This window comes from Pseudomonas sp. E1BtOHC1 (assembly GCF_058744285.1).
Map to the genome: position 1 here is coordinate 1,758,077 of NZ_CP196023.1, position 26,114 is coordinate 1,784,190.

Annotated in this window: 17 protein-coding genes, 1 pseudogene and 2 CRISPR repeat arrays; of the genes and pseudogenes, 16 read left to right on the plus strand and 2 right to left on the minus strand. The window is 61.1% G+C overall.

Translation table 11 applies throughout. The annotated features are described in order from the left end of the window. Positions 1–44 precede the first annotated feature (44 nt). The 4 genes and pseudogenes from ampD (at position 45) to ACSSVC_RS08080 (ending at position 3,623) form a co-directional block, all read left to right on the plus strand. Entirely contained in the window at positions 45–605 is a 561-nt protein-coding gene (ampD, locus tag ACSSVC_RS08065) for a 1,6-anhydro-N-acetylmuramyl-L-alanine amidase AmpD (RefSeq protein ID WP_346633664.1), read from the plus strand. Beyond that, positions 602–1,438 (plus strand): regulatory signaling modulator protein AmpE, encoded by an 837-nt coding sequence (gene ampE / locus ACSSVC_RS08070; RefSeq protein ID WP_492612150.1) that lies wholly within the window; start codon positions 602–604, stop codon positions 1,436–1,438. The genes ampD and ampE overlap by 4 nt, the downstream gene beginning before the upstream one ends. A 1,123-nt stretch (positions 1,439–2,561) precedes the next feature. Continuing rightward, positions 2,562–2,765 (plus strand): annotated as a pseudogene (locus tag ACSSVC_RS08075) (HAMP domain-containing protein); the annotation flags it as partial. A 153-nt stretch (positions 2,766–2,918) separates the two neighbouring features. Then, the gene (locus ACSSVC_RS08080) at positions 2,919–3,623 is read left to right on the plus strand and encodes a methyl-accepting chemotaxis protein (protein WP_404939911.1); all 705 of its coding nucleotides are present in this window, start codon (positions 2,919–2,921) and stop codon (positions 3,621–3,623) included. A gap of 18 nt (positions 3,624–3,641) precedes the next feature. Here the strand turns inward: ACSSVC_RS08080 and ACSSVC_RS08085 are convergent, their stop codons facing one another. Both ACSSVC_RS08085 and cra read right to left on the minus strand, forming a co-directional pair. Then, positions 3,642–4,433 carry a TatD family hydrolase gene (locus tag ACSSVC_RS08085; RefSeq protein ID WP_346633661.1) on the minus strand — a complete coding sequence of 264 codons (792 nt, stop codon included), beginning with the start codon at positions 4,431–4,433 and terminating at the stop codon, positions 3,642–3,644. Positions 4,434–4,436: 3 nt separating this feature from the next. Beyond that, a complete protein-coding gene (gene cra / locus ACSSVC_RS08090; protein ID WP_446439059.1) occupies positions 4,437–5,432 on the minus strand; it encodes a catabolite repressor/activator in 996 nt (331 codons plus the stop codon). Between the two features lie 302 nt (positions 5,433–5,734). On the opposite strand from cra, the gene ptsP reads away from it, so the two are divergent. The 12 genes from ptsP to ACSSVC_RS08150 all read left to right on the plus strand — a co-directional run bounded on the left by ptsP (position 5,735) and on the right by ACSSVC_RS08150 (position 26,074). After that, positions 5,735–8,596, plus strand: coding sequence for a phosphoenolpyruvate--protein phosphotransferase (gene ptsP, locus ACSSVC_RS08095; protein ID WP_492612151.1), 2,862 nt, complete (start codon positions 5,735–5,737; stop codon positions 8,594–8,596). Next, complete coding sequence (pfkB, locus tag ACSSVC_RS08100) at positions 8,596–9,537, plus strand: 1-phosphofructokinase (protein WP_492612152.1); 942 nt, start codon at positions 8,596–8,598, stop codon at positions 9,535–9,537. Before ptsP ends, pfkB begins: the two co-directional genes overlap by 1 nt. Before the next feature lie 11 nt (positions 9,538–9,548). Beyond that, positions 9,549–11,291, plus strand: a complete 1,743-nt coding sequence (locus tag ACSSVC_RS08105) for a PTS fructose-like transporter subunit IIB (RefSeq protein WP_492612153.1) — start codon at positions 9,549–9,551, stop codon at positions 11,289–11,291. A 676-nt stretch (positions 11,292–11,967) separates the two neighbouring features. Then, positions 11,968–12,309: a DUF6124 family protein gene (locus ACSSVC_RS08110; RefSeq protein WP_492612154.1), complete on the plus strand. Its 342-nt coding sequence runs from the start codon at positions 11,968–11,970 to the stop codon at positions 12,307–12,309. Positions 12,310–12,580: 271 nt separating this feature from the next. Then, positions 12,581–13,928: direct repeats of the CRISPR family, unit length 28 nt; unit sequence GTTCACTGCCGTATAGGCAGCTCAGAAA. Between the two features lie 28 nt (positions 13,929–13,956). Further along, entirely contained in the window at positions 13,957–14,139 is a 183-nt protein-coding gene (locus ACSSVC_RS08115; RefSeq protein WP_492612155.1) for a hypothetical protein, read from the plus strand. Further along, positions 14,112–15,089: a type I-F CRISPR-associated endonuclease Cas1f gene (cas1f, locus tag ACSSVC_RS08120; protein ID WP_492612156.1), complete on the plus strand. Its 978-nt coding sequence runs from the start codon at positions 14,112–14,114 to the stop codon at positions 15,087–15,089. Before ACSSVC_RS08115 ends, cas1f begins: the two co-directional genes overlap by 28 nt. After that, on the plus strand, positions 15,086–18,472 hold the full coding sequence (cas3f, locus tag ACSSVC_RS08125; RefSeq protein ID WP_492612157.1) for a type I-F CRISPR-associated helicase Cas3f: 3,387 nt from the start codon (positions 15,086–15,088) through the stop codon (positions 18,470–18,472). Before cas1f ends, cas3f begins: the two co-directional genes overlap by 4 nt. A gap of 399 nt (positions 18,473–18,871) precedes the next feature. Beyond that, entirely contained in the window at positions 18,872–20,224 is a 1,353-nt protein-coding gene (gene csy1, locus ACSSVC_RS08130) for a type I-F CRISPR-associated protein Csy1 (protein ID WP_492612158.1), read from the plus strand. After that, entirely contained in the window at positions 20,217–21,206 is a 990-nt protein-coding gene (gene csy2 / locus ACSSVC_RS08135) for a type I-F CRISPR-associated protein Csy2 (RefSeq protein WP_492612159.1), read from the plus strand. Before csy1 ends, csy2 begins: the two co-directional genes overlap by 8 nt. 28 nt (positions 21,207–21,234) lie before the next feature. After that, positions 21,235–22,257, plus strand: coding sequence for a type I-F CRISPR-associated protein Csy3 (gene csy3, locus ACSSVC_RS08140; RefSeq protein ID WP_492612160.1), 1,023 nt, complete (start codon positions 21,235–21,237; stop codon positions 22,255–22,257). Positions 22,258–22,260: 3 nt separating this feature from the next. Further along, a complete protein-coding gene (gene cas6f, locus ACSSVC_RS08145) occupies positions 22,261–22,824 on the plus strand; it encodes a type I-F CRISPR-associated endoribonuclease Cas6/Csy4 (protein WP_492612161.1) in 564 nt (187 codons plus the stop codon). A gap of 130 nt (positions 22,825–22,954) precedes the next feature. Continuing rightward, a CRISPR array of direct repeats spans positions 22,955–24,422; the repeat unit is 28 nt; unit sequence CTTCACTGCCGTGCAGGCAGCTAAGAAA. Positions 24,423–24,532: 110 nt separating this feature from the next. Then, positions 24,533–26,074 (plus strand): alkaline phosphatase D family protein, encoded by a 1,542-nt coding sequence (locus ACSSVC_RS08150; protein WP_492612162.1) that lies wholly within the window; start codon positions 24,533–24,535, stop codon positions 26,072–26,074. The last annotated feature ends 40 nt before the right edge of the window (positions 26,075–26,114 follow it).

The window sequence follows — 26,114 nt, forward strand, 5'->3', positions numbered from 1 at the left end:
CGCGGCATACTGGGCCACTCAAGGCTTTAGTTGAAGGAGTCGGTATGCGGCTGGACCCTGCCACGGGTTGGTGTCACGGCGTACGGCACTGCCCGTCAGTCAATTTCAATGAACGCCCGGCAGGCGAGATCTCCCTGTTGGTGATTCATAACATCAGTCTGCCGCCGGGGCAGTTCGGCACCGGCAAGGTGCAGGAATTCTTTCAGAATCGCCTTGATGTCACAGAGCATCCTTATTTTTCCGGGATCGCCGACTTGCGCGTGTCCGCGCATTTTCTGATCGAGCGTGACGGCGCGGTCACCCAGTTTGTCTCTTGTCTGGACCGGGCCTGGCACGCGGGAGTGTCGAGCTTCGAGGGGCGGGACACGTGCAACGACTTTTCCCTGGGCATCGAACTGGAGGGCACTGACGAACTGCCTTTCACCGACGCCCAGTACCGCTCCCTGAGTGCCCTGACCGAACAATTACAGGCGGCTTTCTGCGCCATCACACCACAACGGATTTGTGGTCATAGCGACATCGCCCCCGGGCGCAAGACCGACCCGGGCCAGGCTTTCGATTGGGCACGCTATCGTGCCGCCTTGGAGAAGGGGGAAGGACAATGAGTTTTCTGGTGTTGCTGCTGGCGGTGTGGATCGAGAAGTTCTCGGCCTTGCGTCAGCGGGTGCAGCGCGATGGCTGGTGGCTGAAGGAGTTGGCGCGCCTGGAGGCCAGCCCGCGTCTGGCGGGGCATCCATGGTGGCTGTTGCTGGTGCTGGTGTTGCTGCCGGTGGCCTTGCTCGGTCTCTTGCTGCTGGTGCTGGAACCTGTCACCTACGGGCTGCTGGCCCTACCGGTGCATTTGCTGGTGGTGATCTACGCCCTGGGCCGCGGCGACTTGCTCGGTGGCCTCGGACCGTTTCGCGATGCCTGGCGCCGTGAGGACCTGCAAGCGGCGGTGCATGTGGCCAAGCGTGATCTGAACATTGGCGCCGACAGTGGCGAGCAACTGCTGGAGCGGGTCCAGGGCTACCTGCTATGGCAGGCCTTCCAGAGCTTCTTCGCGGTGATTTTCTGGTACTTCCTGCTGGGTCCGGTGGCTGCCTTGAGCTATCGCTTGCTGGCCCTGGCTGCGGACAACGGCAAGAACCCTGCCCTGGTGGAGCGTGCGGCGCAGTTGCGCCATGCCTTCGACTGGTTGCCGGTGCGCCTGCTGGCGGCGAGCTTCGCCCTGGTGGGCAACTTTGTTGCCGTGAGCCGGGTGATGCTCCACGAATTGCTCAATTGGCACATCAGCGCTGCGCAACTGGTGGAGAAGGTCGGCCTGGTGGCCGCTGAAATTCCTCCTCCTTTGACCGGACCCGAAGGTATCAACAGCCTGGACCGCATCTGGGAGCTGCTGCTGCGGGCGGCCGTGCTCTGGTACGCCGGTTTTGCCCTATGGACCGTTCTTGCCTGACGTGGCGAGGGTCCCCTGGATGCCGCGCTAGCGGTTAACTTTAAGTTACAAAACCTCCCCCGGAATTGAGCTATACAGACGGAGCGCCGAATAGTGGCTTTCTGCTGCCTTCGCCTGCCTGCCCATAACAATAAAAGAAAAGGGAGACTTCCTTGTGAAGAGCTTGCTCTATCCCGCTGTCGCGCTGATGAATCGCCTGAGCTTCGGCATGAAGTTCAGTCTGATCAGCGTGCTGTTCTTTCTACCCATGCTGGTGACCAACTTCTATCTGGTGCGCGACTCCTACCGGGAGTTCCAGGGCACCCGGGTCGAGCTGCAAAGCCTCGACTTGCTGGGCAGTAGCCTGAGCCTGCGCCGGGACCTGGAGACCCTCAACAATCTGGTGCAAATCAACGCCAGCCTCGGTCAGTCCGGCAAGGCCGGGGATCTGGAGGGCAAGATAGTCGCCCTGGAAAAGTCCGTGCTCGAGCGCATGCAGGCTCTTCAGGCTGTCACCGTCGATCCCCAGCAGGTCGAGGTGTTCAATGCCAAGCGCGATGAGCTGGTGGCGGCCTTCAAGGCCCAGCAGGTGGAAAGTTCGCTGCTGAACAAAAGCGGGCTGATCGGCAAGCTTCTGGGCAGCGCGCAGCTGTTCAGTCAGATCATCGCCAGCCAGTCGGGCCTCAGCCGCGACGGCCAGGGTGACATCCGCCAGCTCAGCGACCTGATCACCAGCATCACCCCGCAAGTCACCCAGACCCTCGGAGAAGGTCGGGCCATGGGCGCCTATTCCCTGGGCCAGGGCTTTCTCAACTCTTCATCCAGCACCCGTTTCGATGAACTGCTGGTGCAGATCGAAAAGCTTCAGGCCGAGTACGGGCTCAAGCTGCAGGATGCGCTGGGCTCCAGCCGCGCCGCCCACGACGCGCTGGACAGCCTCGCCAGTGCCAGCAAAGGCAGCCTCAAGCAGGCCAGCGAACTGTTCGAAGAGCAGGTGGTGATGGCCGATACCCTGGACGCGCCCTGGCAGGGTTTCTACGACCAGATCAGCAGCCTGATGGCACAGACCTATCAACTCAACGAAGGCACCTTGAAGTTCCTCGACATCGAGTTGCAAAAACGCCTGGAGCAGAACCGTAGCCACATGGTGCTGCTGGTGGCGGCCCTGGCCCTGGTGTTCCTCTCGATCGTCTATCTGTATGGCGGTTTCTATGCGTCGACCCGCACCACCTTGCGGCGTCTGGGAGCGATGATGGACAAGGTGGCGGCGGGGGACATGACCGTCACCTTCACCGCCCACAGCCGCGATGAGTTGGGAGAACTGGGCAGCGTGTTCAACGGCACAGTGCGCAAGATCCACGACCTGATCGAACGGGTCGGCCACACCGTCAGCGAAGTCGAGCGCCAGGCCGGGCAAGTGGAAAGCGTCTCGGCCCAGAGCAACCAGGCCGTGGCCGGCCAGCGCAGCCAGATCGAACAAGTGGCCACGGCCATGAACCAGATGTCCGCCACCTCCCAGGAAGTGGCTCGCAGCGCGGCGGCGGCGGTCAGCAGCGCCCATAGCGTCAATGATGAAACCATCAGTGGCCGCGGTCTGGTGGAGTCCCAGCAGGGCAGCATTGCCCGGCTCGCCAGCGAGATCGATCAGTCGGTGCTGGTGATCAACCAGTTGGCCAGCGACAGCCAGGCCATCAGTCGGGTGCTGGAGGTGATCAAGAGCATTGCCGAACAGACCAACCTGCTGGCCCTGAATGCCGCCATCGAGGCCGCCCGCGCCGGCGAGCAAGGCAGGGGCTTTGCCGTGGTGGCCGATGAAGTGCGGACCCTGGCCAAGCGGACTCAGCAATCCACCGAAGAAATCGAGGAGATGATCGGCAAGCTCCACGGCGGCGTCAGCGCGGCGGTCAAGGCCATGGGCAGCAGTCACGCCATGGCCAATGGCACGGTCGACCAGTCGGAAAAGGTTCAGCAGGCCTTGGAAAATATCCTGGGCGCGGTGGGCATGATCGTCGACCAGAACCAACAGATCGCCGCCGCCGTGGAGCAGCAGACGGCGGTGGCTCACGACATCGACCAGAACATTGTCGAGATCAATCGTGCCGGTGAACGCACCGCCGAGGGCGCGCACCAGACCGAGGATGCCAGCCGCCAGCTGTCGGCCCAGGTAGTGCAGTTGAAACAGCTGATTGGTGCGTTTCGCGTCTGACCGGGGAGGGGGCGATCGTTATGGCGCGCTTGAGGGCCAGCCGAACAGCTCGCAGGCATTGCGGGTGCTGGCGCTGGCCAGTTGCTCGGGAGCGATGCCGATGATGTCTGCCAGGGCGGTGCAGATCGCCGGTAAATGCTGCGGGCTGTTGCGCTGGCCGGGAAACATGGCGGGCGCCATGTCCGGCGAGTCGGTCTCCAGCACCAGGGACTCCAGGGGCAGGTCGGCGAGGACCTTGCGCAAGCGCAATGCCTGAGGCCAGGTAGCGGCGCCGCCCAGGCCCAGCTTGAACCCCAGCTTGATGTATTCCCGGGCTTCCTCGCGGCTGCCGGCAAAGGCGTGGATGATCCCGCCACGCTTGAGTTTGAACGCCTTCAAGGTGGCGATCACCGCCGCATGGCTACGCCGCACATGGAGCAGGGCGGGCAGCTGGAAATCGGCTGCCAGTTGCAACTGCGCTTCGAACAGCGACTGCTGGCGTTCGCGGTCCAGTTGTGCCAGAAAGTAATCCAGGCCGATTTCGCCCACCGCGCACAGCTGCGGATGCCCCGCCAGTCGCGTCAACCAGTCCCCCAGTTGCTTGAGGTCGGCGGGCTGATGATCGTCCAGATAGACCGGGTGCAGGCCAAAGGCGGCGTATAACTGTGGGTCGCACTGCACCAGATCCCAGACGCGCTGCCAATTGGCCTGATAGACCCCCAACACCACCATTCGCGAGACGCCCCGGGCGCGGCTGTCGGCCAGCAGCGCCTCACGGTCATTGTCGAAATCCGGAAAATCCAGATGGGTGTGGGTGTCGATCAGCTCCACGGTTCAATCCTGCTGGATACGCTGTTTGAAGGTCCGGGCAATGGCCTGGACGCCGGGCTGGTATTGCCCCTCTTCGATGGCGGCCAGGGCCAGTTGCAGGGCTTTCTCGGCGATCAGTGGGTGCTGTTGGGCCATGGCGTTGACCGGCAGCGGCAAGAAGTCCAGCAGTTGGGTATCACCGAAGGTGCCCAGGCGCAGCGGGCGGGATTTGAGCGGGAAGTCGTGCAAGGCGTCGAACACGCCCTGCAGCAGCACATAGGATGTGGTCACCAGGGCATCCGGCAGATGGCCCAGGCGCTGCAGCAGCTCTTCCATCAACTGTCGGCCGCAATCACGACTGAAGGCTTCGCCGTGCTCGATCAGCACTTCGCCACCGAAGCCTTGCAGGGCCTGGCGGAATCCGGCGGCGCGCTCCTGGCTGATGCTCAGCTCCGGGCGGGCGCCGATCAGCACGATCTGCTTGGGTTCGGGCTGCAACAGGCTCTGGGTCAGGTGCAGGCTGGCTTGCAGGTCGTCGCTGATCACCGAGCAGAACAGCTCGGGCGGCATCACCCGGTCGATGGCGATGATCGGCAGGCCCTGGGCCTGCAATTGCTGGTAGCTGTCATCTTCCGGCGGCAGGCAACTGGCGACGAACAGCGCATCGCAACGCCGAGCACGGAACAGCTGGAGCAATTGCCGCTCGCTGTCCGGTGCGTCGTCGGAGCTGGCGATCAGCAACTGATAACCCCGGGCCCGGGCGCCTTGCTCCAGCAACTTGGCGATCCGCGCGTAGCTGGGGTTTTCCAGGTCCGGGAGAATGAAACCCAAGGTCCGGGTGTGCCGGCTGCGTAAGCCGGCCGCCTGGGGGTTGGGCGTGAAGCCGTGTTCTTCCACCACCGCACGCACCCGTTCCACGGTGGCGTTGCTGATGCGTTGTTGTTCGGCCTTGCCGTTGATGACGTAACTGGCGGTGGTGACGGACACACCGGCCAGGCGAGCGATATCACTGAGTTTCAACCCGGGATTTCCTTGTTTTTGGTGCTTGCCCCGATATTTTCGCCAATCCTACCTGATCTGGGCAGGCGACCAACGTCGGAACCGGCAATCGACCAGAAGGACTACAAGGCGCTGAGATTATCGAGTAACGTACCAATCTTGCTAGATTAAACGTTTCAGCTGGCGTATTTTCTAGGCAAAAGCGCAAACGGAAAATCGCCCCTGCCAGGTAATGAGTCCCGTTTGTGGCCATAAAGACGCCTACTCTGCTTACTTAAAACAATACCTAGCGCCGCCACCTGCCGCGCTAAATAGGAGAAGCCATGCTCGAGCTCACTGTAGAGCAGATATCCATGGGCCAGTCGGCTGTGGATAAGTCCGCGGCGCTGCATTTGCTGGCCGACAAACTGGTGGCTGACGGCCTGGTGGCCGAGGGTTACCTGGCCGGTCTCAAGGCCCGCGAGGCCCAGGGCTCGACCTTTCTTGGCCAAGGCATCGCCATTCCCCACGGCACCCCGGAAACCCGCGATCAGGTGTTTGCCACCGGCGTGCGCCTGCTGCAGTTTCCCGACGGCGTGGATTGGGGCGATGGGCAGATCGTTTACCTGGCCATCGGCATCGCGGCCAAATCCGACGAGCATTTGCGACTCCTGCAACTCCTGACCCGCGCCCTGGGTGAAACCGACCTGGGCCAGGCCCTGCGTCGCGCCAGTTCCCCGGAGGCCCTGCTCAAGCTGTTGCAGGGTGCGCCCCAGGAACTGGCGCTGGATGCGCAGATGATCGGCCTCGGGGTGGCGGCGGAAGACTTCGAAGAACTGGTCTGGCGTGGCGCCCGTCTGCTGCGCCAGGCCGAGTGCGTGAGCAACGGCTTTGCCGCGGTGCTGCAACAGGTCGATGCGTTGCCCCTGGGCGACGGCCTGTGGTGGTTGCACAGCGAGCAGACCGTACTGCGCCCGGGGCTGGCCTTTGTCACCCCGGACAAACCCATCCGCTACCTGGGCCAGCCCCTGAGCGGCCTGTTCTGCCTGGCCAGCCTGGGGGAGGCCCATCAAGCGTTGTTGGAACGCCTGTGTGCGCTGCTGATCGAAGGCCGAGGCCAGGAACTGGGCCGTGCCACCAGCCGCCGTGCGGTGCTGGAAGTGCTCGGCGGCGAGTTGCCGGCGGACTGGCCCAGCGCCCGTATCGCCCTGGCCAATGCCCACGGCCTGCATGCCCGCCCGGCCAAGGTGCTGGCGCAATTGGCGAAAAATTTCGAGGGCGAGATCCGCATCCGCATCGCCGACGGCAAGGATTCGGCCGTCTCGGTAAAAAGCCTGAGCAAGCTGCTGAGCCTCGGTGCCCGACGCGGCCAGGTGCTGGAACTGATCGCTGAACCGAGCATTGCCGCCGACGCTTTGCCTGCTTTGTTGGCGGCCATCGAAGAGGGGCTGGGCGAAGAGGTTGAGCCACTGCCGGCCGTCAGCGCCCCTCGGGAAGAACAGCAGGAAGTCGTGGTCCCGCTCAGCGCGCCGGCCTCCGGCAGCCTGATCCAGGCCATCGCCGCCGCTCCCGGCATCGCCATCGGCCCGGCCCATATCCAGGTTCAGCAAGCCATCGACTACCCGCTGCGGGGCGAGTCCACCGCTATCGAGCGCCAGCGCCTGCAGCAGGCCCTGGCCGAAGTGCGCCAGGACATCGACGGCTTGATCCAGCGCAGCCAGGCCAAGGCCATTCGCGAAATCTTCATCACCCACCAGGAAATGCTCGACGACCCCGAGTTGACCGACGAAGTGGACACCCGCCTCAAGCAGGGCGAAAGCGCTGAAGCGGCCTGGATGACCGTGATTGAAACTGCCGCCAAACAACAGGAAGCCCTGCAGGACGCCTTGCTCGCCGAGCGTGCCGCCGACCTGCGGGACATTGGCCGCCGGGTGCTGGCGCAACTGTGCGGCATCGAAACTCCCGCCGAGCCGGACCAGCCCTACATCCTGGTGATGGACGAAGTCGGCCCCTCGGACGTCGCGCGCCTCGATCCGACCCGGGTCGCCGGCATTCTCACCGCCCGCGGCGGCGCCACCGCCCACAGCGCCATCGTTGCCCGGGCCCTGGGGATTCCGGCCCTGGTGGGCGCGGGGGCCAGCGTGTTGCTGATCAAGTCCGGCACGTCCTTGCTCCTGGACGGCCAGCGCGGTCGCCTGCATGTGGACGCTGATAGCACGACCTTGCAACGGGCGGCCGAAGAGCGTGACAGCCGCGAGCAGCGGCTCAAGGCGGCCGCCGAACAGCGCCATCAACAGGCCCATACCACCGATGGTCATGCCGTCGAGGTGTTCGCCAATATCGGTGAAAGCGCCGGTGTCGCCGCCGCCGTGGAAAACGGTGCCGAGGGCATCGGCCTGCTGCGCACCGAACTGATCTTCATGGCCCATCCCCAGGCTCCGGACGAAGCCACCCAGGAAGCCGAATACCGCCGCGTACTCGACGGCCTCGCCGGGCGTCCGCTGGTGGTGCGCACCCTGGATGTGGGCGGCGACAAACCGCTGCCTTACTGGCCGATCGCCAAGGAAGAAAATCCCTTCCTCGGTGTGCGCGGCATCCGCCTGACCCTGCAGCGGCCACTGATCATGGAAGCGCAATTGCGCGCCTTGCTGCGCTCGGCGGACAACCGTCCACTGCGGATCATGTTCCCCATGGTCGGCAGCGTCGAAGAATGGCGTCAGGCCCGGGACATGACCGAGCGTCTGCGCCAGGACATCCCCGTGGCCGACCTGCAACTGGGGATCATGATCGAGGTGCCGTCCGCCGCCTTGCTGGCGCCGGTGCTGGCCAAGGAAGTGGACTTCTTCAGCGTCGGCACCAACGACCTGACCCAATACACCCTGGCCATCGACCGCGGCCACCCGACGCTGTCGGCCCAGGCCGACGGCCTGCACCCGGCGGTGCTGCAACTGATCGACATCACCGTGCGTGCCGCACATGCCCACGGCAAGTGGGTCGGGGTCTGCGGCGAGCTGGCGGCCGACCCGCTGGCGGTGCCGGTGCTGGTGGGCCTGGGGGTGGATGAACTCAGCGTCTCCGGACGCAGCATCGCCGAGGTCAAGGCGCGGATTCGCGACCTCAGCCTGACTCAGGCACAAACCCTTGCTCAACAGGCTTTGGCCGTCGGCAGCGCCAACGAAGTGCGCGCCCTAGTGGAGGCCATGTAATGGCGAAGATTCTCACCCTGACCCTCAACCCGGCGCTGGACCTGACGGTGCAGCTGGCGCGCCTGGATGCGGGGCAGGTCAACCGCAGCGACGCCATGCACACCCATGCCGCAGGCAAGGGCGTGAACGTGGCCCAGGTGCTGGCCGACCTCGGTCATCAACTGACCGTCAGCGGCTTTCTCGGGGAAAACAATCCACAGGCCTTCGACGCCTTGTTCGCCCAGCGCGGCTTTGTCGATGCCTTTATCCGCGTGCCTGGTGACACCCGCAGCAACATCAAACTGGCCGAAAGCGATGGCCGCATTACCGATATCAACGGCCCCGGGCCGCACGTCAGCGAGGCGGCGCAACAGGCCTTGCTGGAGCGTCTGGAACAGATCGCTCCCGGGCATGATGCGGTGGTGGTGGCCGGCAGCCTGCCGCAGGGGATCAGCCCGGAATGGTTCCAGGCGCTGCTGCTGCGCCTGAAAAACCTCGGCCTGAAAGTTGCCCTCGACACCAGCGGCGCCGCATTGCGCGCCGGTCTGGCCGCGGGGCCCTGGTTGATCAAGCCCAACACCGAAGAGCTGGCGGACGCCCTCGGCAGTCCGGTGGTATCCGTGGCGGGGCAAGCCGAGGCGGCGCGCCTGCTGCGCGCCCAGGGCGTGGAGCACGTGGTGGTGTCCCACGGCGCCGAGGGGGTCAACTGGTTCAGTGCTGCACCGTCCTTGCAGGCCCTGCCGCCCAAGGTCAGCGTGGTCAGCACCGTGGGCGCCGGCGACTCGCTGCTGGCGGGCATGCTCCACGGCCTGCTCAGCGCCCAGCCGTTTGAACAGACCCTGCGCACGGCCACGGCGATTGCCGCCATGGCCGTGACCCAGATCGGTTTCGGCATCAGCGACAGGGTGCAACTGGCCCGGCTGGAGCAGGGGGTGCGCGTGCACCCCCTCCTAGAACAATAAGAGGGTTGCGTATGAAGTTAGCCATAGTTACCGCCTGCCCCAACGGCATGGTCACCAGCGTGCTCTGCGCCCGCCTGCTGGACGCCGCGGCCCAGCGCCAGGGCTGGAGCACCAGCGTTGAAGTGCACGATGAGGCGCACCCGGAACGCCAACTGTCAGCGGCCACCCTTGAAGCCGCCGAGTGGGTGCTGGTGGTCAGCACCGGGCCTGTGGATATGTCGCGCTTTGTCGGCAAACGGGTGTACCGCAGCAGCCCGTCCCAGGCCTTGCAGGATGTCGATGCAGTGCTGCGTCGCGGCGCCGAAGAGGCCCAGGTCCATGTGGCCAGCGAGGCCAGTGCCGAGCCCGTGGTCGAGGCGGGCAAACGCGCGCCGCGATTGGTGGCGATCACTGCGTGCCCGACCGGCGTGGCGCACACCTTCATGGCCGCCGAGGCCTTGCAGCAGACCGCCAAGCGCCTGGGCTACGACCTGCAAGTGGAAACCCAAGGCTCAGTGGGCGCCCGCAACCCGCTGAGCGCCCAAGCCATTGCCGAGGCCGACGTGGTGCTGCTGGCGGCGGACATCGAAGTGGCCACCGAGCGTTTTGCCGGCAAGCGCATCTATCGCTGCGGCACCGGCGTGGCCCTGAAACAGTCCGAGGCGACCCTGAACAAGGCCCTGGCCGAGGGCCAGATGGAGTCCTCCGTGCCAGGCGCCCAGGCACCGGCCAAACAGGAAAAGACCGGGGTCTACAAACACCTGCTGACCGGGGTGTCGTTCATGCTGCCGATGGTGGTGGCGGGCGGTCTGATGATTGCCCTGTCCTTCGTCTTCGGCATCACCGCATTCAAGGAAGAGGGCACCTTGGCCGCGGCCTTGATGCAGATCGGCGGCGAGACCGCCTTCAAGTTGATGGTGCCGCTGCTGGCGGGTTACATCGCCTACTCCATCGCCGACCGACCAGGGCTGGCACCGGGAATGATCGGCGGCATGCTCGCCAGCACCCTGGGCGCGGGTTTCATCGGTGGCATCGTCGCCGGCTTCCTCGCCGGTTATGCGGCCAAGGCGATCAATAAATATGCGCGTTTGCCACAAAGCCTGGAGGCGCTGAAGCCGATCCTGATCATCCCGCTGCTGGCCAGCCTGTTCACCGGGCTGGTGATGATCTACGTGGTGGGCAAACCCGTGGCGGGCATGCTCGAAGCCCTGACCCACTTCCTCGACAGCATGGGCACCACCAACGCGATTCTGCTGGGCGTGCTGCTGGGCGGCATGATGTGCGTGGATTTGGGCGGGCCGATCAACAAGGCGGCCTATGCGTTCTCGGTAGGACTGCTGGCTTCCCAGAGTTATGCACCGATGGCCGCGACCATGGCCGCGGGCATGGTGCCGCCCATTGGCTTAGGGATTGCCACCTTCATTGCCCGACGCAAATTTGCCCAGACCGAGCGTGAAGCCGGCAAGGCAGCCCTGGTGCTGGGCCTGTGCTTTATCTCCGAAGGGGCGATTCCGTTTGCCGCCAAAGACCCGTTGCGAGTGATCCCGGCGAGCATTGCCGGCGGCGCCCTGACCGGGGCCTTGTCGATGTACTTCGGCTGCAAACTGATGGCGCCCCACGGCGGCCTGTTCGTCATGCTGATCCCGAATGCCATCAACCACGCCCTGCTGTATCTGCTGGCGATTGTCGCGGGCAGCCTGCTCACTGCGGTGGTGTATGCGGTAGTGAAACGGCCCGAGGCGGTGGAGCTGGCCCTGCAGCCCGCCTCTTCGTAGGAGCCGGCTTGCCGGCGAAGGCGGCCTTGAAGCCGGCCTGATGCATCGGTACGGAGTGCATATCCGTTGCTGCGGTAACGTCGGCTGGCGGTTTCGCCCTTACGGCGAGTCCCTTTTGTCAAACGCCACAAAAGGAACCAAAAGGGCTTGCCCCCGCGTACGGCCTTCGCTGCGCTCAGGTTCCCTCCCTCCGGTGCTTATCAGGGGGCATCGCTTCCAGCGATGTCCTCGACTACGTCGAGGGGCGCTGCGCGCCAATCCCCTGATAAACACCTCCACTCGGCCTGCCGAAGGGGGCGGGTGGATCAAGATCAAAAGCCGTTTGGCGCGGCCTACCGGCCGGCGCGTTTGGGCGATGGGGGCGTTTGGGGGTTGGGCTGCTGTAGTCGCTGCCGCAGGCTGCGAACGACCGAGAAGCTGGCGTTGGGTGTTGAGGTTTCCGAAAGCATTTGTCAGCGATGCAAGTCGGGAAAATCTCTTTCTTTTGTAAGTTTGGTCGGAGACTTTCTTAGGCGCTTGTGACTACATAATTTGCTGGCTAGTCTTCGGGACGTCACTGCAGTTTAGTGTCCGGGGTTAGCAGCCTGAGTTCAGGGATTTCGGTCCCGTACCCAGTCAGTGGAGTTTCTACTTGTTCTGATAGGTTATGGCGACTCCATTCATTCGGAGGAGCTTCATGAAACGTTCAAATTCGACCTCTCATATCTCGCGTGCTCGTCGTTTATGCGATTTCAAGCACGATGCTGCCAACCACGCAGTGCTCAAAGCCCTTAGAGAAACGGTCAGCACGCCCATTGGCGCTGGTTCCCCCTTCATCGTCCGCCCCGGCATCAGCGCCGAGGAAGCCTTGCTCCACGTTTCCATGCTGCTCAAGGCGGCCGAAGAGGTGTCCGACGAGATCACTGAACACGCCAGCGGCATCGAGCGTGGCCTGATCTGGTCCCTGGTACATTCGGTGGAAATGGCCCGTGGCGTGGTCGATGCCTTGCTTGATGGCAATCGTCATGCTCCCAGCTGAACGGCTTGATTTCTGTGGCGAGGGAGGTGCTCCCTCGCTCCATCTTGGTCACTGCGGAACCGTCACTTTTCTCACTTGAACCTCAAATAAATAGGTTCGAAGTATATAGTCTGTGCCCTGCCGATCTGATGCTCGGTGCTGACCCTCTTTTTTGAGGGAGGTTAAGCCCTTTGTAAAATCAATCACTTACAGAGGCTTCTAAAAAGAGGGGCTGGCGGGTTGTTTAGCTGGTTGTTCTTTTAAATCATAGGGTTATGAAGGAAGTTGTCTAGTTCACTGCCGTATAGGCAGCTCAGAAAAGGAAGAGGGGTGAATCAGCACCCCTCTGTCGGTTCACTGCCGTATAGGCAGCTCAGAAACGGTCCTCAAAGGTGACTTTGTCGACGCCGAAGTTCACTGCCGTATAGGCAGCTCAGAAATCGACTAGCCATAGCTGACAGATCGTTGTGCCGTTCACTGCCGTATAGGCAGCTCAGAAAAACATCGTCTGGTCGATTCCGCACGCAGACCTGTTCACTGCCGTATAGGCAGCTCAGAAAAGATATATCTCCCAGTTTGCAGCCGTAAAAAAGTTCACTGCCGTATAGGCAGCTCAGAAATTCATGCTGAAGCCCTCTTGAGTTCTTTGGTCGTTCACTGCCGTATAGGCAGCTCAGAAAATGGCTAACCTTCCTCGCGGCGTGCGGAACAAGTTCACTGCCGTATAGGCAGCTCAGAAAAGCACCACCGCCGGGTCGATCTTCAACACGATGTTCACTGCCGTATAGGCAGCTCAGAAAATCAGCAGCCCGACACGCACAGAGACGCTTGTGTTCACTGCCGTATAGGCAGCTCAGAAACTAACCAGGTCGTCTACAGCGTGATGTTGGGCGTTCACTGCCGTATAGGCAGCTCAGAAAAAAGCCACAAACAGGTTTGGGGGCTGAAGATCGTTCACTGCCGTATAGGCAGCTCAGAAAACGGAAAGCTACGCTGAGAGCAACCGAGGACAGTTCACTGCCGTATAGGCAGCTCAGAAATGGGCTGGCGCAACGGGCTCACCAGTTGGGTGGTTCACTGCCGTATAGGCAGCTCAGAAAAAGCGTTTGCAGGCGGCGGGCGCCTGGTCCGCGTTCACTGCCGTATAGGCAGCTCAGAAAAACGTCTGCTGGTGGCTCAGTTGCGGCGGCTAGTTCACTGCCGTATAGGCAGCTCAGAAATTCCAGTTCGTGGCCGCGAATCGTGGCCTTAGGTTCACTGCCGTATAGGCAGCTCAGAAAATCATGTCGCCGGACTGGTCGGCGGTCTGGTCGTTCACTGCCGTATAGGCAGCTCAGAAATTGCAGCCGTAAGAACTCCAGCGCTGTCGCGCGTTCACTGCCGTATAGGCAGCTCAGAAATGGAAGCGCACAAGCGTGGTGATGTTCAAGCAGTTCACTGCCGTATAGGCAGCTCAGAAAGTGCACACCGAAGACACAGACACAGCCGATTGGTTCACTGCCGTATAGGCAGCTCAGAAAAGAAGATACACAGCATCGAAAAGTTCCAGCCTGTTCACTGCCGTATAGGCAGCTCAGAAAAGGTTCTGCTGTTCGCGGATGCGCTTACGGGAGTTCACTGCCGTACAGGCAGCTAAAAATCTGGCCCATAAGCATTGAGTCGCAACCGGTGACCTTCAAACTTCGCCAGCAGGTTTGCCCGGCAGCTCTATTTGCACTGGCGCGAGTCAACGATCTGAATTTCCAACCTGGCATAGACGAACAACCCGACATTGCTTATAACCGCTACCGCTCAATGGACGATGCAGCAGGCGGCTCTCTCTTATGGAAGACATCAGCTCCGCAGATCTAAAAACGATTCTTCATTCCAAGCGCGCCAATATCTATTACCTGCAGCACTGTCGGGTGCTGGTCAATGGTGGTCGGGTCGAGTATGTAACCGATGCCGGCAAGCAGTCGCTGTACTGGAATATCCCAATCGCCAACACCACGACCGTGCTGCTGGGTACGGGCACGTCGGTCACTCAGGCAGCCATGCGCGAACTGGCCAAGGCTGGCGTTCTGGTGGGGTTTTGCGGGGGCGGTGGCACGCCGCTGTTCAGCGCCAATGAGATCGATATCGAAGTCGCTTGGTTTTCCCCGCAAAGCGAGTATCGCCCTACTGAGTATCTGCAACGCTGGGTGCGTTTCTGGTTCGATGAGCAACAACGTCTAGAGGCGGCCAAGGCTTTCCAGAGGTTGCGCCTGGACTGCATCCGGCAATATTGGCGGTCGCAGGGGCCCCTGGCAAAAGCTGGTTTCGACATCGACTCTTCGGCGCTGGAGTCCGCCTTGGCGCAATCGCTGAGCTCATTGAATGCTGCTCCGGACGTGACTTACCTGCTGACCGAAGAGGCTCGCCTGACCAAGCGCCTGTTCAAGTTGGCCGCAACGGCAACCGCTTATGGCGATTTCGTCCGGGCCAAAGGTGGCAGTGGCGTAGACCCAGCCAATCGATTTCTCGATCACGGCAACTACCTGGCTTACGGTTTGGCTGCGACCGCCACCTGGGTGCTGGGTTTACCCCATGGGCTGGCGGTGCTGCATGGCAAGACTCGCCGTGGGGGCCTGGTTTTTGATGTGGCCGATTTGGTAAAGGATGCACTGGTGCTGCCTCAGGCCTTTCTGTCGGCCAAGCGCGGCGATGACGAGCAAGCCTTCCGCCAGGCTTGCATTGACAACCTGACCCGTGGCGAAGCCCTGGATTTTATGATCGACAGTCTCAAGGCTGTCGCTCAGCAGATGGAGCAGCGGGCGTTATGAACGTCATGCTGATCTGTCAGTGCGATAAAAAAGCCTTGGTGCAAAGCCGGCGAATTCTTGATCAGTTTGCCGAGCGGCGTGGCGAGCGTACTTGGCAAACACCCATCACGCAGGCCGGCCTGGATACCCTCAGGCGCCTGCTCAAGAAAAGCGCCCGACGCAATACCGCAGTGGCCTGTCACTGGATTCGCGGGCTGGATCACAGCGAGCTGTTGTGGATCGTCGGTGACGCCAAGCGATTCAATGAACAGGGTGCGGTACCGACTCATACCACTACGCGTAATGTGCTGCGCAAAGACGATGAAAATGATTGGCATTGTGCTGAAGACATCTCGCTGCTGACGCAGATGGCGGCGCTGCTGCATGACTTGGGTAAGGCTAGCATTGCCTTCCAGAACAAACTGCGCCTGCGCAGTGTGGAAAGGAACCTATATCGCCATGAGTGGGTTTCACTGCGTTTGTTCCTGGCGTTCGTTGGTTCTGATGATGATCCCAGCTGGTTGCGGCGGCTGGCGGCGCCCACTGACGAGGATGACAACAGTTGGCTGGCGGCAGGCCGTTATCAGCGCGATGGGCTCGATGCCGCGACGCCTCCGCCCTTCAAACAGCTCGCGCCGTTGGCGGCCGCCATTGCCTGGCTTGTGGTCAGTCACCACCGTTTGCCCACACTGCCAAGCTGGGATGAGAGCAACAAAGGAGAACAGCGGTGGCTGGGAAAGAAGTCTGCCCGCTTCAATCCGTCGATGCTGGACAACCTGATCGAGGGCATCACTCACGAGTGGAATGAGTGCAGCCGCCCAGCCTCTATCGAGGACGTCGAGGTTTTTTGGCAGTTCGAGCATGGGCTGCCGGTGACTTGGCCCAAATGGCGGGCGCAGGCTGCCAAGCTCGCCAATCGCCTGCTGATACTGCAAGCCAAGCCCGGTCATGGCGACTGGCTGAACAACCCCTATGTCATGCATCTGGCTCGTATGAGCCTGATGTTGAGCGATCACTACTACTCCAGCTTGCCGCCTGAGTCGGGTCAACGGGTAAAGGGCGATGGCCAGCATCCTTTGTTTGCCAACACGCACACCGATGGCCAACTCAAACAGCCCCTGGACGAACACCTGCTCGGGGTGGCGCGCATGGCCCGCAGCGTTGTTCACGGTCTGCCCGGTTTCGAGCGTCATTTACCCCGCTTGGCCCGTCATCCAGGTTTGCGCAAACGCAGCGGTGCCCCTCGTTTCAGTTGGCAGGACAAGGCCGCGGACGCCGCAACAAGTATGCGCGCGGAGGCACAACAGCACGGCGCCTTTATCGTCAATATGGCCTCCACCGGGTGCGGCAAGACGCTGGCCAATGCCCGAATCATGTACGCCCTGGCCGACCCACAGATCGGTATGCGTTGTACCTTCGCCCTGGGCCTGCGCACCCTGACCCTGCAAACCGGTCACAGCTACCGCGAGGATCTGAACCTGGGTGAAGACGATCTGGCCATCAGGGTCGGAGGTTCTGCAAGCCGGGCCTTGTTCGACTACTACCAAGCCGAGGCCGAGGCCTGCGGATCGGCCTCTACCCAAGCCCTGATCGAAGAAGACAGCCATGTGCGTTATGAGGGCGCCATGGAGGCCCACGGCCTGTTGTCCAAGGTGATGAATAATCCCCAGATCACGGCCCTGCTCAATGCGCCGATGCTGGTGTGCACCATCGATCACCTGATGCCCGCGACCGAAGCACAGAGAGCCGGTCGGCAGATAGCGCCCATGTTGCGCCTGCTCAGCAGTGACCTGGTTCTTGATGAACTGGATGACTTCGACCTCGCCGACCTGCCTGCTCTAACGCGTCTGGTGTATTGGGCAGGCCTGTTGGGCACCCGGGTGCTGTTATCGTCGGCGACCCTGCCTCCGGCGCTGCTGGAGGGGATGTTCCAGGCTTATCGTGCCGGCCGCCTGCATTACCGACGCAATCGAGGGGAGCCCGGTTCTTCCGTCAGCGAAATCCCTTGCCTGTGGGTCGATGAGTTCGGTGCCCACAAGGGCGCTTGCAACAGCGCCGAGAGCTTTGTCCACCAACACAGCGTATTCGTTGGGCGCCGTGTTCAAGCGCTTGAGGGCATCGAGCCACGACGGCGTGGCGAGCTCATTCCCCTGAAGATTGATACACAGCCTGTGGAGGCCATGCGTCGTGTTTTCGCTGAACACGTCCAGGCGGCGATGCTGCAAGCGCATGCGCGTCATGCCGAGGCATGTCCGCACAGTGGCAAGAAAATCAGCGTTGGCCTGGTGCGCATGGCGAACATCGAACCCTTGTTCGACGTTGCCCAAGCCCTGTTCGCATTGGGGGCTCCAGTTGGCCAGCGCATTCATCTGTGTGTTTATCACTCGCGTTTTCCGCTGTTGTTGCGTTCGGCCATCGAAGCTCAGTTGGACAGTTGCCTGAACCGTAGGGAGCCGAATGCACTGTATGCCCATCCGCAGATACGCCAGTTGATTGATCAGTACCCCGAGCGGGATCAGTTGTTTGTGGTGCTGGGGTCGCCGGTTACCGAAGTAGGGCGTGACCATGACTACGACTGGGCAGTGGTCGAGCCTTCATCGATGCGTTCACTGATCCAGCTCGCCGGTCGTGTACAGCGCCACCGTGATCGTCCCTGCCAGAGCGCCAATGTCCTGGTGTTCGATAGCAATCTGCGACATTTCGAGCAGCCAGGTGCCGCGGCCTTTATCCGACCTGGATTCGAGAGTGAGAGCGGCCAGCGCGAGCACCCTTGGCGCCTGGCCAGCCATCGCCTTGCTCAACTGCTGGATCAGGCCGATTACCAGTGCATCAGTGCCCGCCCTCGAATCCAGCCCAGGGCCACCGAGGGTTGGCGCCCAAGGCACAACCTGGTGGATCTGGAGCATGCGCGGATCAGTGCGCAGATGCTGCCCAAGGATCGGAGCGGCTTGGGCAAACCGACGCCACGCGGGGTCAAGCCTGCCTCCTTCGAACTGGATGCGGCCTGCGTGTGGCAGTACCCCCAGGTAGCCCTGACCTGGGCTCTGCCACAGCAGCAACCCTTCCGCGAAAGCTCGGTCAGGGAAATCGAGGTGCTCTGGTTGCCGGACGAGGATGAAGAAAACCTGGTGTTGCATCGCATCCATGAAAAATACGCCCCAGGATCAACCGAGGCGTACGTTCCCGTGAGGAATCTGCTGGACGAGATCGATCTGGATAGCCTGTCAGGCCCGCGCATCGCCCCCTGGGGCCAGCACGACCTGATGCAACTGCTGACTCGACAGGCCGAGGTGCAGGGCCTTTCACTACGGGCCTGTGCCGAACGATTTACCACCGCCAAGCTGATCGATAGCACCCAGGGCTGGCATTTTCATCCGGTGCTGGGGTTTGGCAGAAAAAAATAAGCCGGACAGAAGATCTGTCCGGCGTTCAAGCTGCCTATTCGGCAGTGAAGGGCATCGCTAGAGCGACACAGGTACTTTCTGAGCTACTTTTTCAGTAGTTTTAGGCTTCTCTAGAGTAACACTGGTACGGTTGATTTAATAAATCTCCTACCTTATTATCCCAATCACCCTAGGGGCGTTGGCGCGCCCCTAGGGTTTACACAGCAGCAATTGCCGGTTGGCCCCGGCCCTATGCACGAGGAGTGTCGCGCGAAGGAGGATAGAGATGTGTCTGACCAACTCATGATCAGAAGAGCTAGGTGAGGGACTCCCCTCATAGTCTTAGCATCCCCGCAGCAGTTTGCTGCGGGGATTCTATAGACTTTGTACTCGCCAAGTCGACACCTATGGAATCCTGATATGCCCGAAGGATCGAACCAAATATCGCGCACCAGAACTTTCCGCGACACCATAGCCTTGTTCATCAATGAGCGCTGGGAAGTCAAATTCAAGACCGGTGCGATTGAAAGTCCTGAGCAAAAAAGCAAATACGAATACAGCACTTGGCTCGCCGACGCCGCCCGCCGAGTAACGCAAATCCAGGCCGTCACCCATGTCCTCAAAGCCACCCACCCCGATGCTCGTGGCAGCAGCCTGCATGCCGCTCCGCAAACGCTGACGCAGCATCAGGAGATCGGTACCCATGTACTGGCTAGCGACTACGTTGAAGACATTGTGGGTAATGCCGCGGCGTTGGATGTGTACAAGTTTCTCAAGCTGGAGGTAGAAGGGGCGCGGCTGCTGGACTGGCTGCAGCAGGACGACGTCGATCTGCTGGCCGCCCTGAGCCCGGATCCGACCTTGGCGCAAAGTTGGGCCCAGGCCTTCAAGGGTTTGATTCGCTTGAACGAAACCCTGGTTTCCCACAGCTTGGCCAAGCAGGTTTTCTGGTGTGTCTCGGGCGAGCCAAGCGACGATGCCGGCTTTGAATTGCTGCAACCGATGTTTCCCAGCAGCCTGGTTCATGCCGTACACGCTGATATCAACGAGCGTCGCTTTGGCGAGGCCAACAAGGCGGCACGTTTGGCCCGGCGTAATCGCCAGCCCTACACAGGAACCTACGGCGATTACCCGCAACTGGTGGTGCGCAAGCTCGGGGGGACCAAACCGCAGAACATCAGCCAGCTCAACAGCGAACGTGGGGGCGTGAATTATCTGTTGGCCTCTCTTCCGCCGCTTTGGAAGCAGCACCCCAGCAGCGTTCTGCACCTGGATTCGGCCTTCACCCGCCTGCGGCGTTTTGAGGACGTGGATGAGTTGATCGAGGCCCTTTGCACACTGCTCCAGTCCGACCCTCAGTCCACCATGCACACCCGCCTGCGGCGTGAGCGTATAGAGCTCGCGCTGGGGCGTGCGCTGGCGGCCTTTGGTCTGAGCTTTCGCGCCTCTCTGCCAGCCGGCTGGAGCCGTGATAGCCAATGCCGGCTAGCGCTGTGCGAACAGCTTTGGCTCGACCCGCAACGCGCTCAATTGCCGCCGCGTGAGGAGCACATCGAAGTAGACCAGGCCTTTACTGCAGCCTTTGCCCGACAGGCTTGGGCGGAAGAAGTCGCCCATCGCTTTGGTAACTGGCTGAACGGTATTTTGCTGCAACGCGGCTTGCCGGTAGGCGATACCGAACAGGCGCATTGGGCCAGACAGGCCGTTATCGAAGCCGAAACATCACAGTCCTCGATATTTGATGAGCCCGTTGTAGAGGTGACGCATGGCTGAGTGTCCACACTTTGAACACCTGCTGGTCATCCCACATCTGTGGGTGCAAAACGCCAACAGTCTCTCCAGTCCCCTGACCCATGGTTTTCCCTCTATCACGGCTTTCCTGGGGTTGATGTGGGCATTGGAAAGGAAAACCCATGCAGAAGGCCTGGACTTGCAATTCAACGCAGTCAGCGTGGTCGCCCATCATCACGAAGAACAAGTGACCCAGGGCGACTTCGTCAACACCCTGCGCCTGACCCGCAACCCACTCAATAGGGATGGCAGTACCGCGGCAATCGTTGAGGAAGGTCGGATCCACCTGCAGATCAGCCTGGTGTTTGCCGTACAAAGCCAAGCGCTCAGTGACCAGAGCGATGGCAGAGCCATCGCGCATCAGGTACGCGAACTGTTGATGCAGATGCGCATCGCCGGAGGCAGTGTGCTTCCTTCGAGCGCTCCTTATCGTAAGCAGCAGCCTTATGTGATTCCCATGACCGGTGACGAAGAGGCGCGCGAGCGACTGTTCTATGAGACCAAGTTGCGCCTGCTGCCCGGGTTTGTACTGGTAGAGCGGCAAGATCTTCTGCAACAGCGTCATCACGACCTGCAAGCCAGCCAGCCCCAGGCCACGCTACTGGATGCCTGGCTGTCGCTATCACGGATCAACTGGTCCAGCGTCACCCCCGCGAGCGAATGCGAATCCCCACGCCACACTGAATGGACCAACGATCGCAAGGGCCTGGGGTGGATAGTGCCCATCCCTTTGGGCTATGGCGCGCTCACCCCACTTCAGGCAGCCGGCTCGGTTGCTCGCGCACGTGATGCCGAGACCCCGTTCCGTTTCGTGGAAAGCCTCTATGGTGTGGGCCAGTGGATCAGCCCCCACCGCCTGCAATCGGTGCAGCAGTTGCTTTGGTACGCCGACTACCAAAGTGACGAGGGTCTGTACCGCTGCCGTAACGACTACCGTGCGCAATCAATGTCCCACTTCGACTGATAGCCCTTTTGAGCAAAGGAATACGAACATGAGCAATGACGCCCTGAAAACCGCTTCTGTCCTGGCCTTCGAACGCAAGCTTGATCCGTCCGATGCGTTGTTCCACGCCGGAGACTGGCACTCCCGAAATCATTGGGTGCCTGTCGTTGTGCGCGAAAAGTCCGTACGCGGGACCATTTCCAACCGACTCAAAGCCAAGGAATTGGACCCGGCCAAGCTGGATGCCCAGATTGAAAACCCCAACCTGCAAACCGTGGATGTCGCCACTCTGCCCCACGATACCGACACCCTGCGGGTTACTTTTACCCTGCGTGTGCTGGCAGGTACCGGCCAGCCCTCGGCCTGCAACGATTTCGCCTACCGGAAAAAACTGCTGGATACCGTGCAGGGCTATGTACAGGCCAACGGTTTCAACGAGTTGGCGCGCCGTTACGCACATAACCTGGCCAACGGACGCTTTCTGTGGCGCAACCGAATGGGCGCCGAGCAGGTGCAGGTCGAGGTCGACCATCTGGTCGCTGGCAGCAGCGCTTCGCAATGGACCTTCGACAGTTTGAGTCTGTCACTGCGTCATTTCGACGAGGAGGGGGCCCACGGCGACGCCTTGCAGCAACTCACGCAGTTGATCGCCAAGGGTTTGGCCGGCGAGCAGCATGTGCTGTTGCGTATCATCGCCTACGCCCGCATAGGCGCCGGACAGGAAGTTTTTCCCTCCCAGGAACTGATTCTGGATCGGGGGCGCGGCGACAAGAGCAAAACGCTGTACAGCGTTGAAAACATCGCGGGCATTCACTCGCAGAAAATCGGCAACGCGCTGCGCAGCATCGACACCTGGTATCAGGAGGCAGATGGCAACGGGCCGATCGCCGTGGAACCCTATGGTTCGGTGACCACCCAGGGCAAAGCCTATCGCCAGCCACGCGGCAGCAAGGATGACTTCTACACCTTGCTGGATGGTTGGGTCTTGAAAGATCAGGTACCGCCCGTTGAACAGCAACACTTCGTGATTGCCACCTTGATTCGGGGCGGTGTCTTCGGTGAGGCAGGTTGAGCCATGAACCACTACCTCGACCTGAAACTGCTGCCCGACCCTGAGTTTCCGCCAACGCAGTTGATGAGTGCGCTACTCAATAAACTTCATCGCGCTTTGCATGACGTGCGGCGAAACGATATCGGCATCAGTTTTCCTGAGACTCGACACTCGATCCGCCACCTGGGCTCGCACCTGCGCCTTCACGGGAGCAGCGAGGCCCTAGACCAATTGCTGGCCATCAATTGGCTGACGGGGATGCGCGACCATGTGCATATCGGCCAGCCATGCCCTGTGCCGGCACACGTGCAGCATCGTCATGTCTGCCGGGTGCAGGTCGACAGCAATCCCGAACGCCTGCGGCGCCGTTTGATCAAGCGTCACGGGCTTTCCGAGGACGAGGCACGTCGGCGTCTTCCCGATACAGCAGCGAAACGCTGTGACCTGCCTTTTGCTGTCATGCGCAGCCATACCAGCCATCAAGTGTTCCACTTGTTCATCCGCCACGGCCCGCTTCTTGAGCAACCACAGGCAGGAATATTCAACGCTTATGGCTTGAGCTCAAGCGCAACGGTGCCCTGGTTTTAACCCTTTTTTCTGGAGGGACTGAGCCCTCTTGTAAAATCAACGACTTACAAGGGGGCTCAGAAAAAGGGTATGTGGAGTCTTTGGGAGCCTTTTCTAAACGCAATCAGAGGGTTATGGAAAAAATGCTCTACTTCACTGCCGTGCAGGCAGCTAAGAAAGCCTGTGGCCACCGCCGCCGAACTGTCGGCCACTTCACTGCCGTGCAGGCAGCTAAGAAATGGATACCAAGAACGATACCGGCCAGCTCATGCTTCACTGCCGTGCAGGCAGCTAAGAAATCATATAGCCCGCGCGCGACACCTTCCAGTTCCTTCACTGCCGTGCAGGCAGCTAAGAAATGGCAGACCCGAAAGAATGGGTTTTCGTTGAACTTCACTGCCGTGCAGGCAGCTAAGAAAAGGGAAGATCGGTCAGGCGGTCTGCGAGATAGCTTCACTGCCGTGCAGGCAGCTAAGAAAGTAAAGCAGGAGCAGCGGGCCGAGCTGCGCGACTTCACTGCCGTGCAGGCAGCTAAGAAATGCGCCATTGCGGACGCCCTGGAGTCCTCGCACTTCACTGCCGTGCAGGCAGCTAAGAAATCCTCGAACCAGTCACGCCGGGATAGCTCGCGCTTCACTGCCGTGCAGGCAGCTAAGAAAAGTCAGGAGGAAGCCCATGAACGCAACAGCGACTTCACTGCCGTGCAGGCAGCTAAGAAATGAAAGAGACACTGCTGTACCGACTGTTTGGTCTTCACTGCCGTGCAGGCAGCTAAGAAAAGTGACTGCTGGTACAACAGCTCCTGTTGCGCCTTCACTGCCGTGCAGGCAGCTAAGAAACTCGGTGGCTTTGTCCAGGGCGGCGCGGGCTTCTTCACTGCCGTGCAGGCAGCTAAGAAATGGCAGACCGGCGTTCGCGCAGTATGAACCAGCTTCACTGCCGTGCAGGCAGCTAAGAAAATGGGAAAACTATTGCTATCACAGCCGCGACACTTCACTGCCGTGCAGGCAGCTAAGAAAATTGACACCAACATCATCCTGCAAAGCCTGGGCTTCACTGCCGTGCAGGCAGCTAAGAAAAGAAAAATGACACGGTCCTCAAGCAGCTCAACCTTCACTGCCGTGCAGGCAGCTAAGAAATCCATAAAAGAGAGGAACCGGACGCGGCCTTCCTTCACTGCCGTGCAGGCAGCTAAGAAAATCCCCGGGCGGTTGACCTGCATGTAGGGATACTTCACTGCCGTGCAGGCAGCTAAGAAAAACCTCGGCAGTGATGCAGCGGCAGTTATCCCCTTCACTGCCGTGCAGGCAGCTAAGAAAAGGCTAAGGATATGGCTGGTTTCGCGAAGCTCCTTCACTGCCGTGCAGGCAGCTAAGAAATTCGAACAGGCATTCCACCCATGAGCATCGATCTTCACTGCCGTGCAGGCAGCTAAGAAATCAACATCGACATCCGTGTTCGGGGCGGTCGCCTTCACTGCCGTGTAGGCAGCTAAGAAAAGGTCAATGGACCGCTTCGTTTCAGTCCTCACCTTCACTGCCGTGTAGGCAGCTCAGAAAACTCACGGCCTGGGCCACGGCCGTGCGTAGCACCTCACTTCCGTGTAAGCAGCTAAGAAAACACGCGTGAGCAGCATGCTTAATTCAGGTCACACCTCGCCACTGTCCTGTCACACCCCCTTCATCCCCACTGACTAAGGTTGCCTTTTGACCATTGTCAGGGAGTCACCATGAGCGAGTTCAACCTCGGCCGTCGTCGGATCATGCAAATCGCCGGGGCGGGGCTGTTGCTGCCGAGCCTGGCGCCGGCGGTGATCGCCTCGGTCAAGGATCGGCCGCAGCTCACCGATGGGGTGCAGTCCGGGGATCTGCTGGGGGATCGGGCGATGATCTGGAGTCGCAGCGACCGCCCGGCGCGGATGGTGGTGGAGTGGGACACGCGAAGCATGTTCAGCAACCCTCGGCGTTTCATCTCGCCCCTGGCCGATGCGCGGACCGACTTCACGGCGCGGGTGGAGTTGACCGGGTTGCCGGCCGATCAGGCGATCTTTTATCGGGTGACCTTCGAGGACGCCCAGTCTGGCGTGGTCAGTGAACCCTGGTTCGGCCATTTGCGCAGTGCGCCGGCGCAACGCCGGGATATCCGTTTTGTCTGGAGCGGTGACACGGTGGGCCAGGGCTTTGGCATCAACCCGGACATCGGTGGTATGCGCATCTATGAGGCGATGCGCCTGCGTCTGCCGGACTTTTTTATCCACAGCGGCGACACCATCTACGCCGACGGCCCGGTGCCGGCGCAGTTGACCGTGGAAGACGGGCGCATCTGGCGCAATATCACCACCGAGGCCAAGAGCAAGGTGGCTGAAACCCTGGACGAATACCGGGGCAATTACCGCTACAACCTGATGGACGACAACCTGCGCCGCTTCAATGCCGAGGTGCCGCAGATCTGGCAGTGGGACGATCACGAGGTGGTCAACAACTGGTCGCCGAGCAAGCAGTTGGACGAGCGTTACGTGACCAAGGACATCCAGACCCTGGTGGGCCGCGCGCGGCAGGCGTGGCTGGAGTATTCGCCGATGCGCCGGCAGAGCGCCGATGGTGGCGGACGGATTTACCGCAAGCTCAGCTATGGGCCGTTGCTGGACGTGTTCGTGCTGGATATGCGCAGTTATCGTGGCGCCAACGATGACAACCTCGGTGGCGAGAAACCCTTCCTCGGCCGTGAACAACTGGACTGGTTGAAGCGCGAACTCAAGGATTCTTCGGCGCAGTGGAAAGTGGTGGCGGCGGACATGCCCATTGGCCTGGGGGTGCCTGATGGTGAAGTCAGCCCCGGGGTGGCGCGTTGGGAGGCCGTTGCCAACGGCGACCCGGGGCCGGCCCAGGGGCGTGAGCTGGAGATTGCCGAATTGCTGGCGCATCTGCGCAAGCATCAGGTGCGCAACCATGTGTGGCTGACGGCGGACGTGCATTACTGCGCGGCCCACCATTACCACCCGGATCGCGCGGCGTTTCAGGACTTCGAACCGTTCTGGGAGTTTGTTGCCGGCCCGCTGAATGCCGGGAGTTTCGGGCCCAATGTGCTGGATAAAACCTTCGGCCCGGAAGTGGTGTTTCAGAAGGCGCCGCTTGCACAGAACACTTCGCCCTTTGCCGGCTTCCAGTTCTTTGGCGAAGTGCAGATCGATGGGCAGACGGCAGAGCTGAAGGTGATCCTGCGGGACCTGGATGGCGTGGCGGTGTACGAGCACAACCTGCAACCGGTGTAACCCTCCTCGACAACGCCCCGTCCCGGAGCCGGCTTGCCGG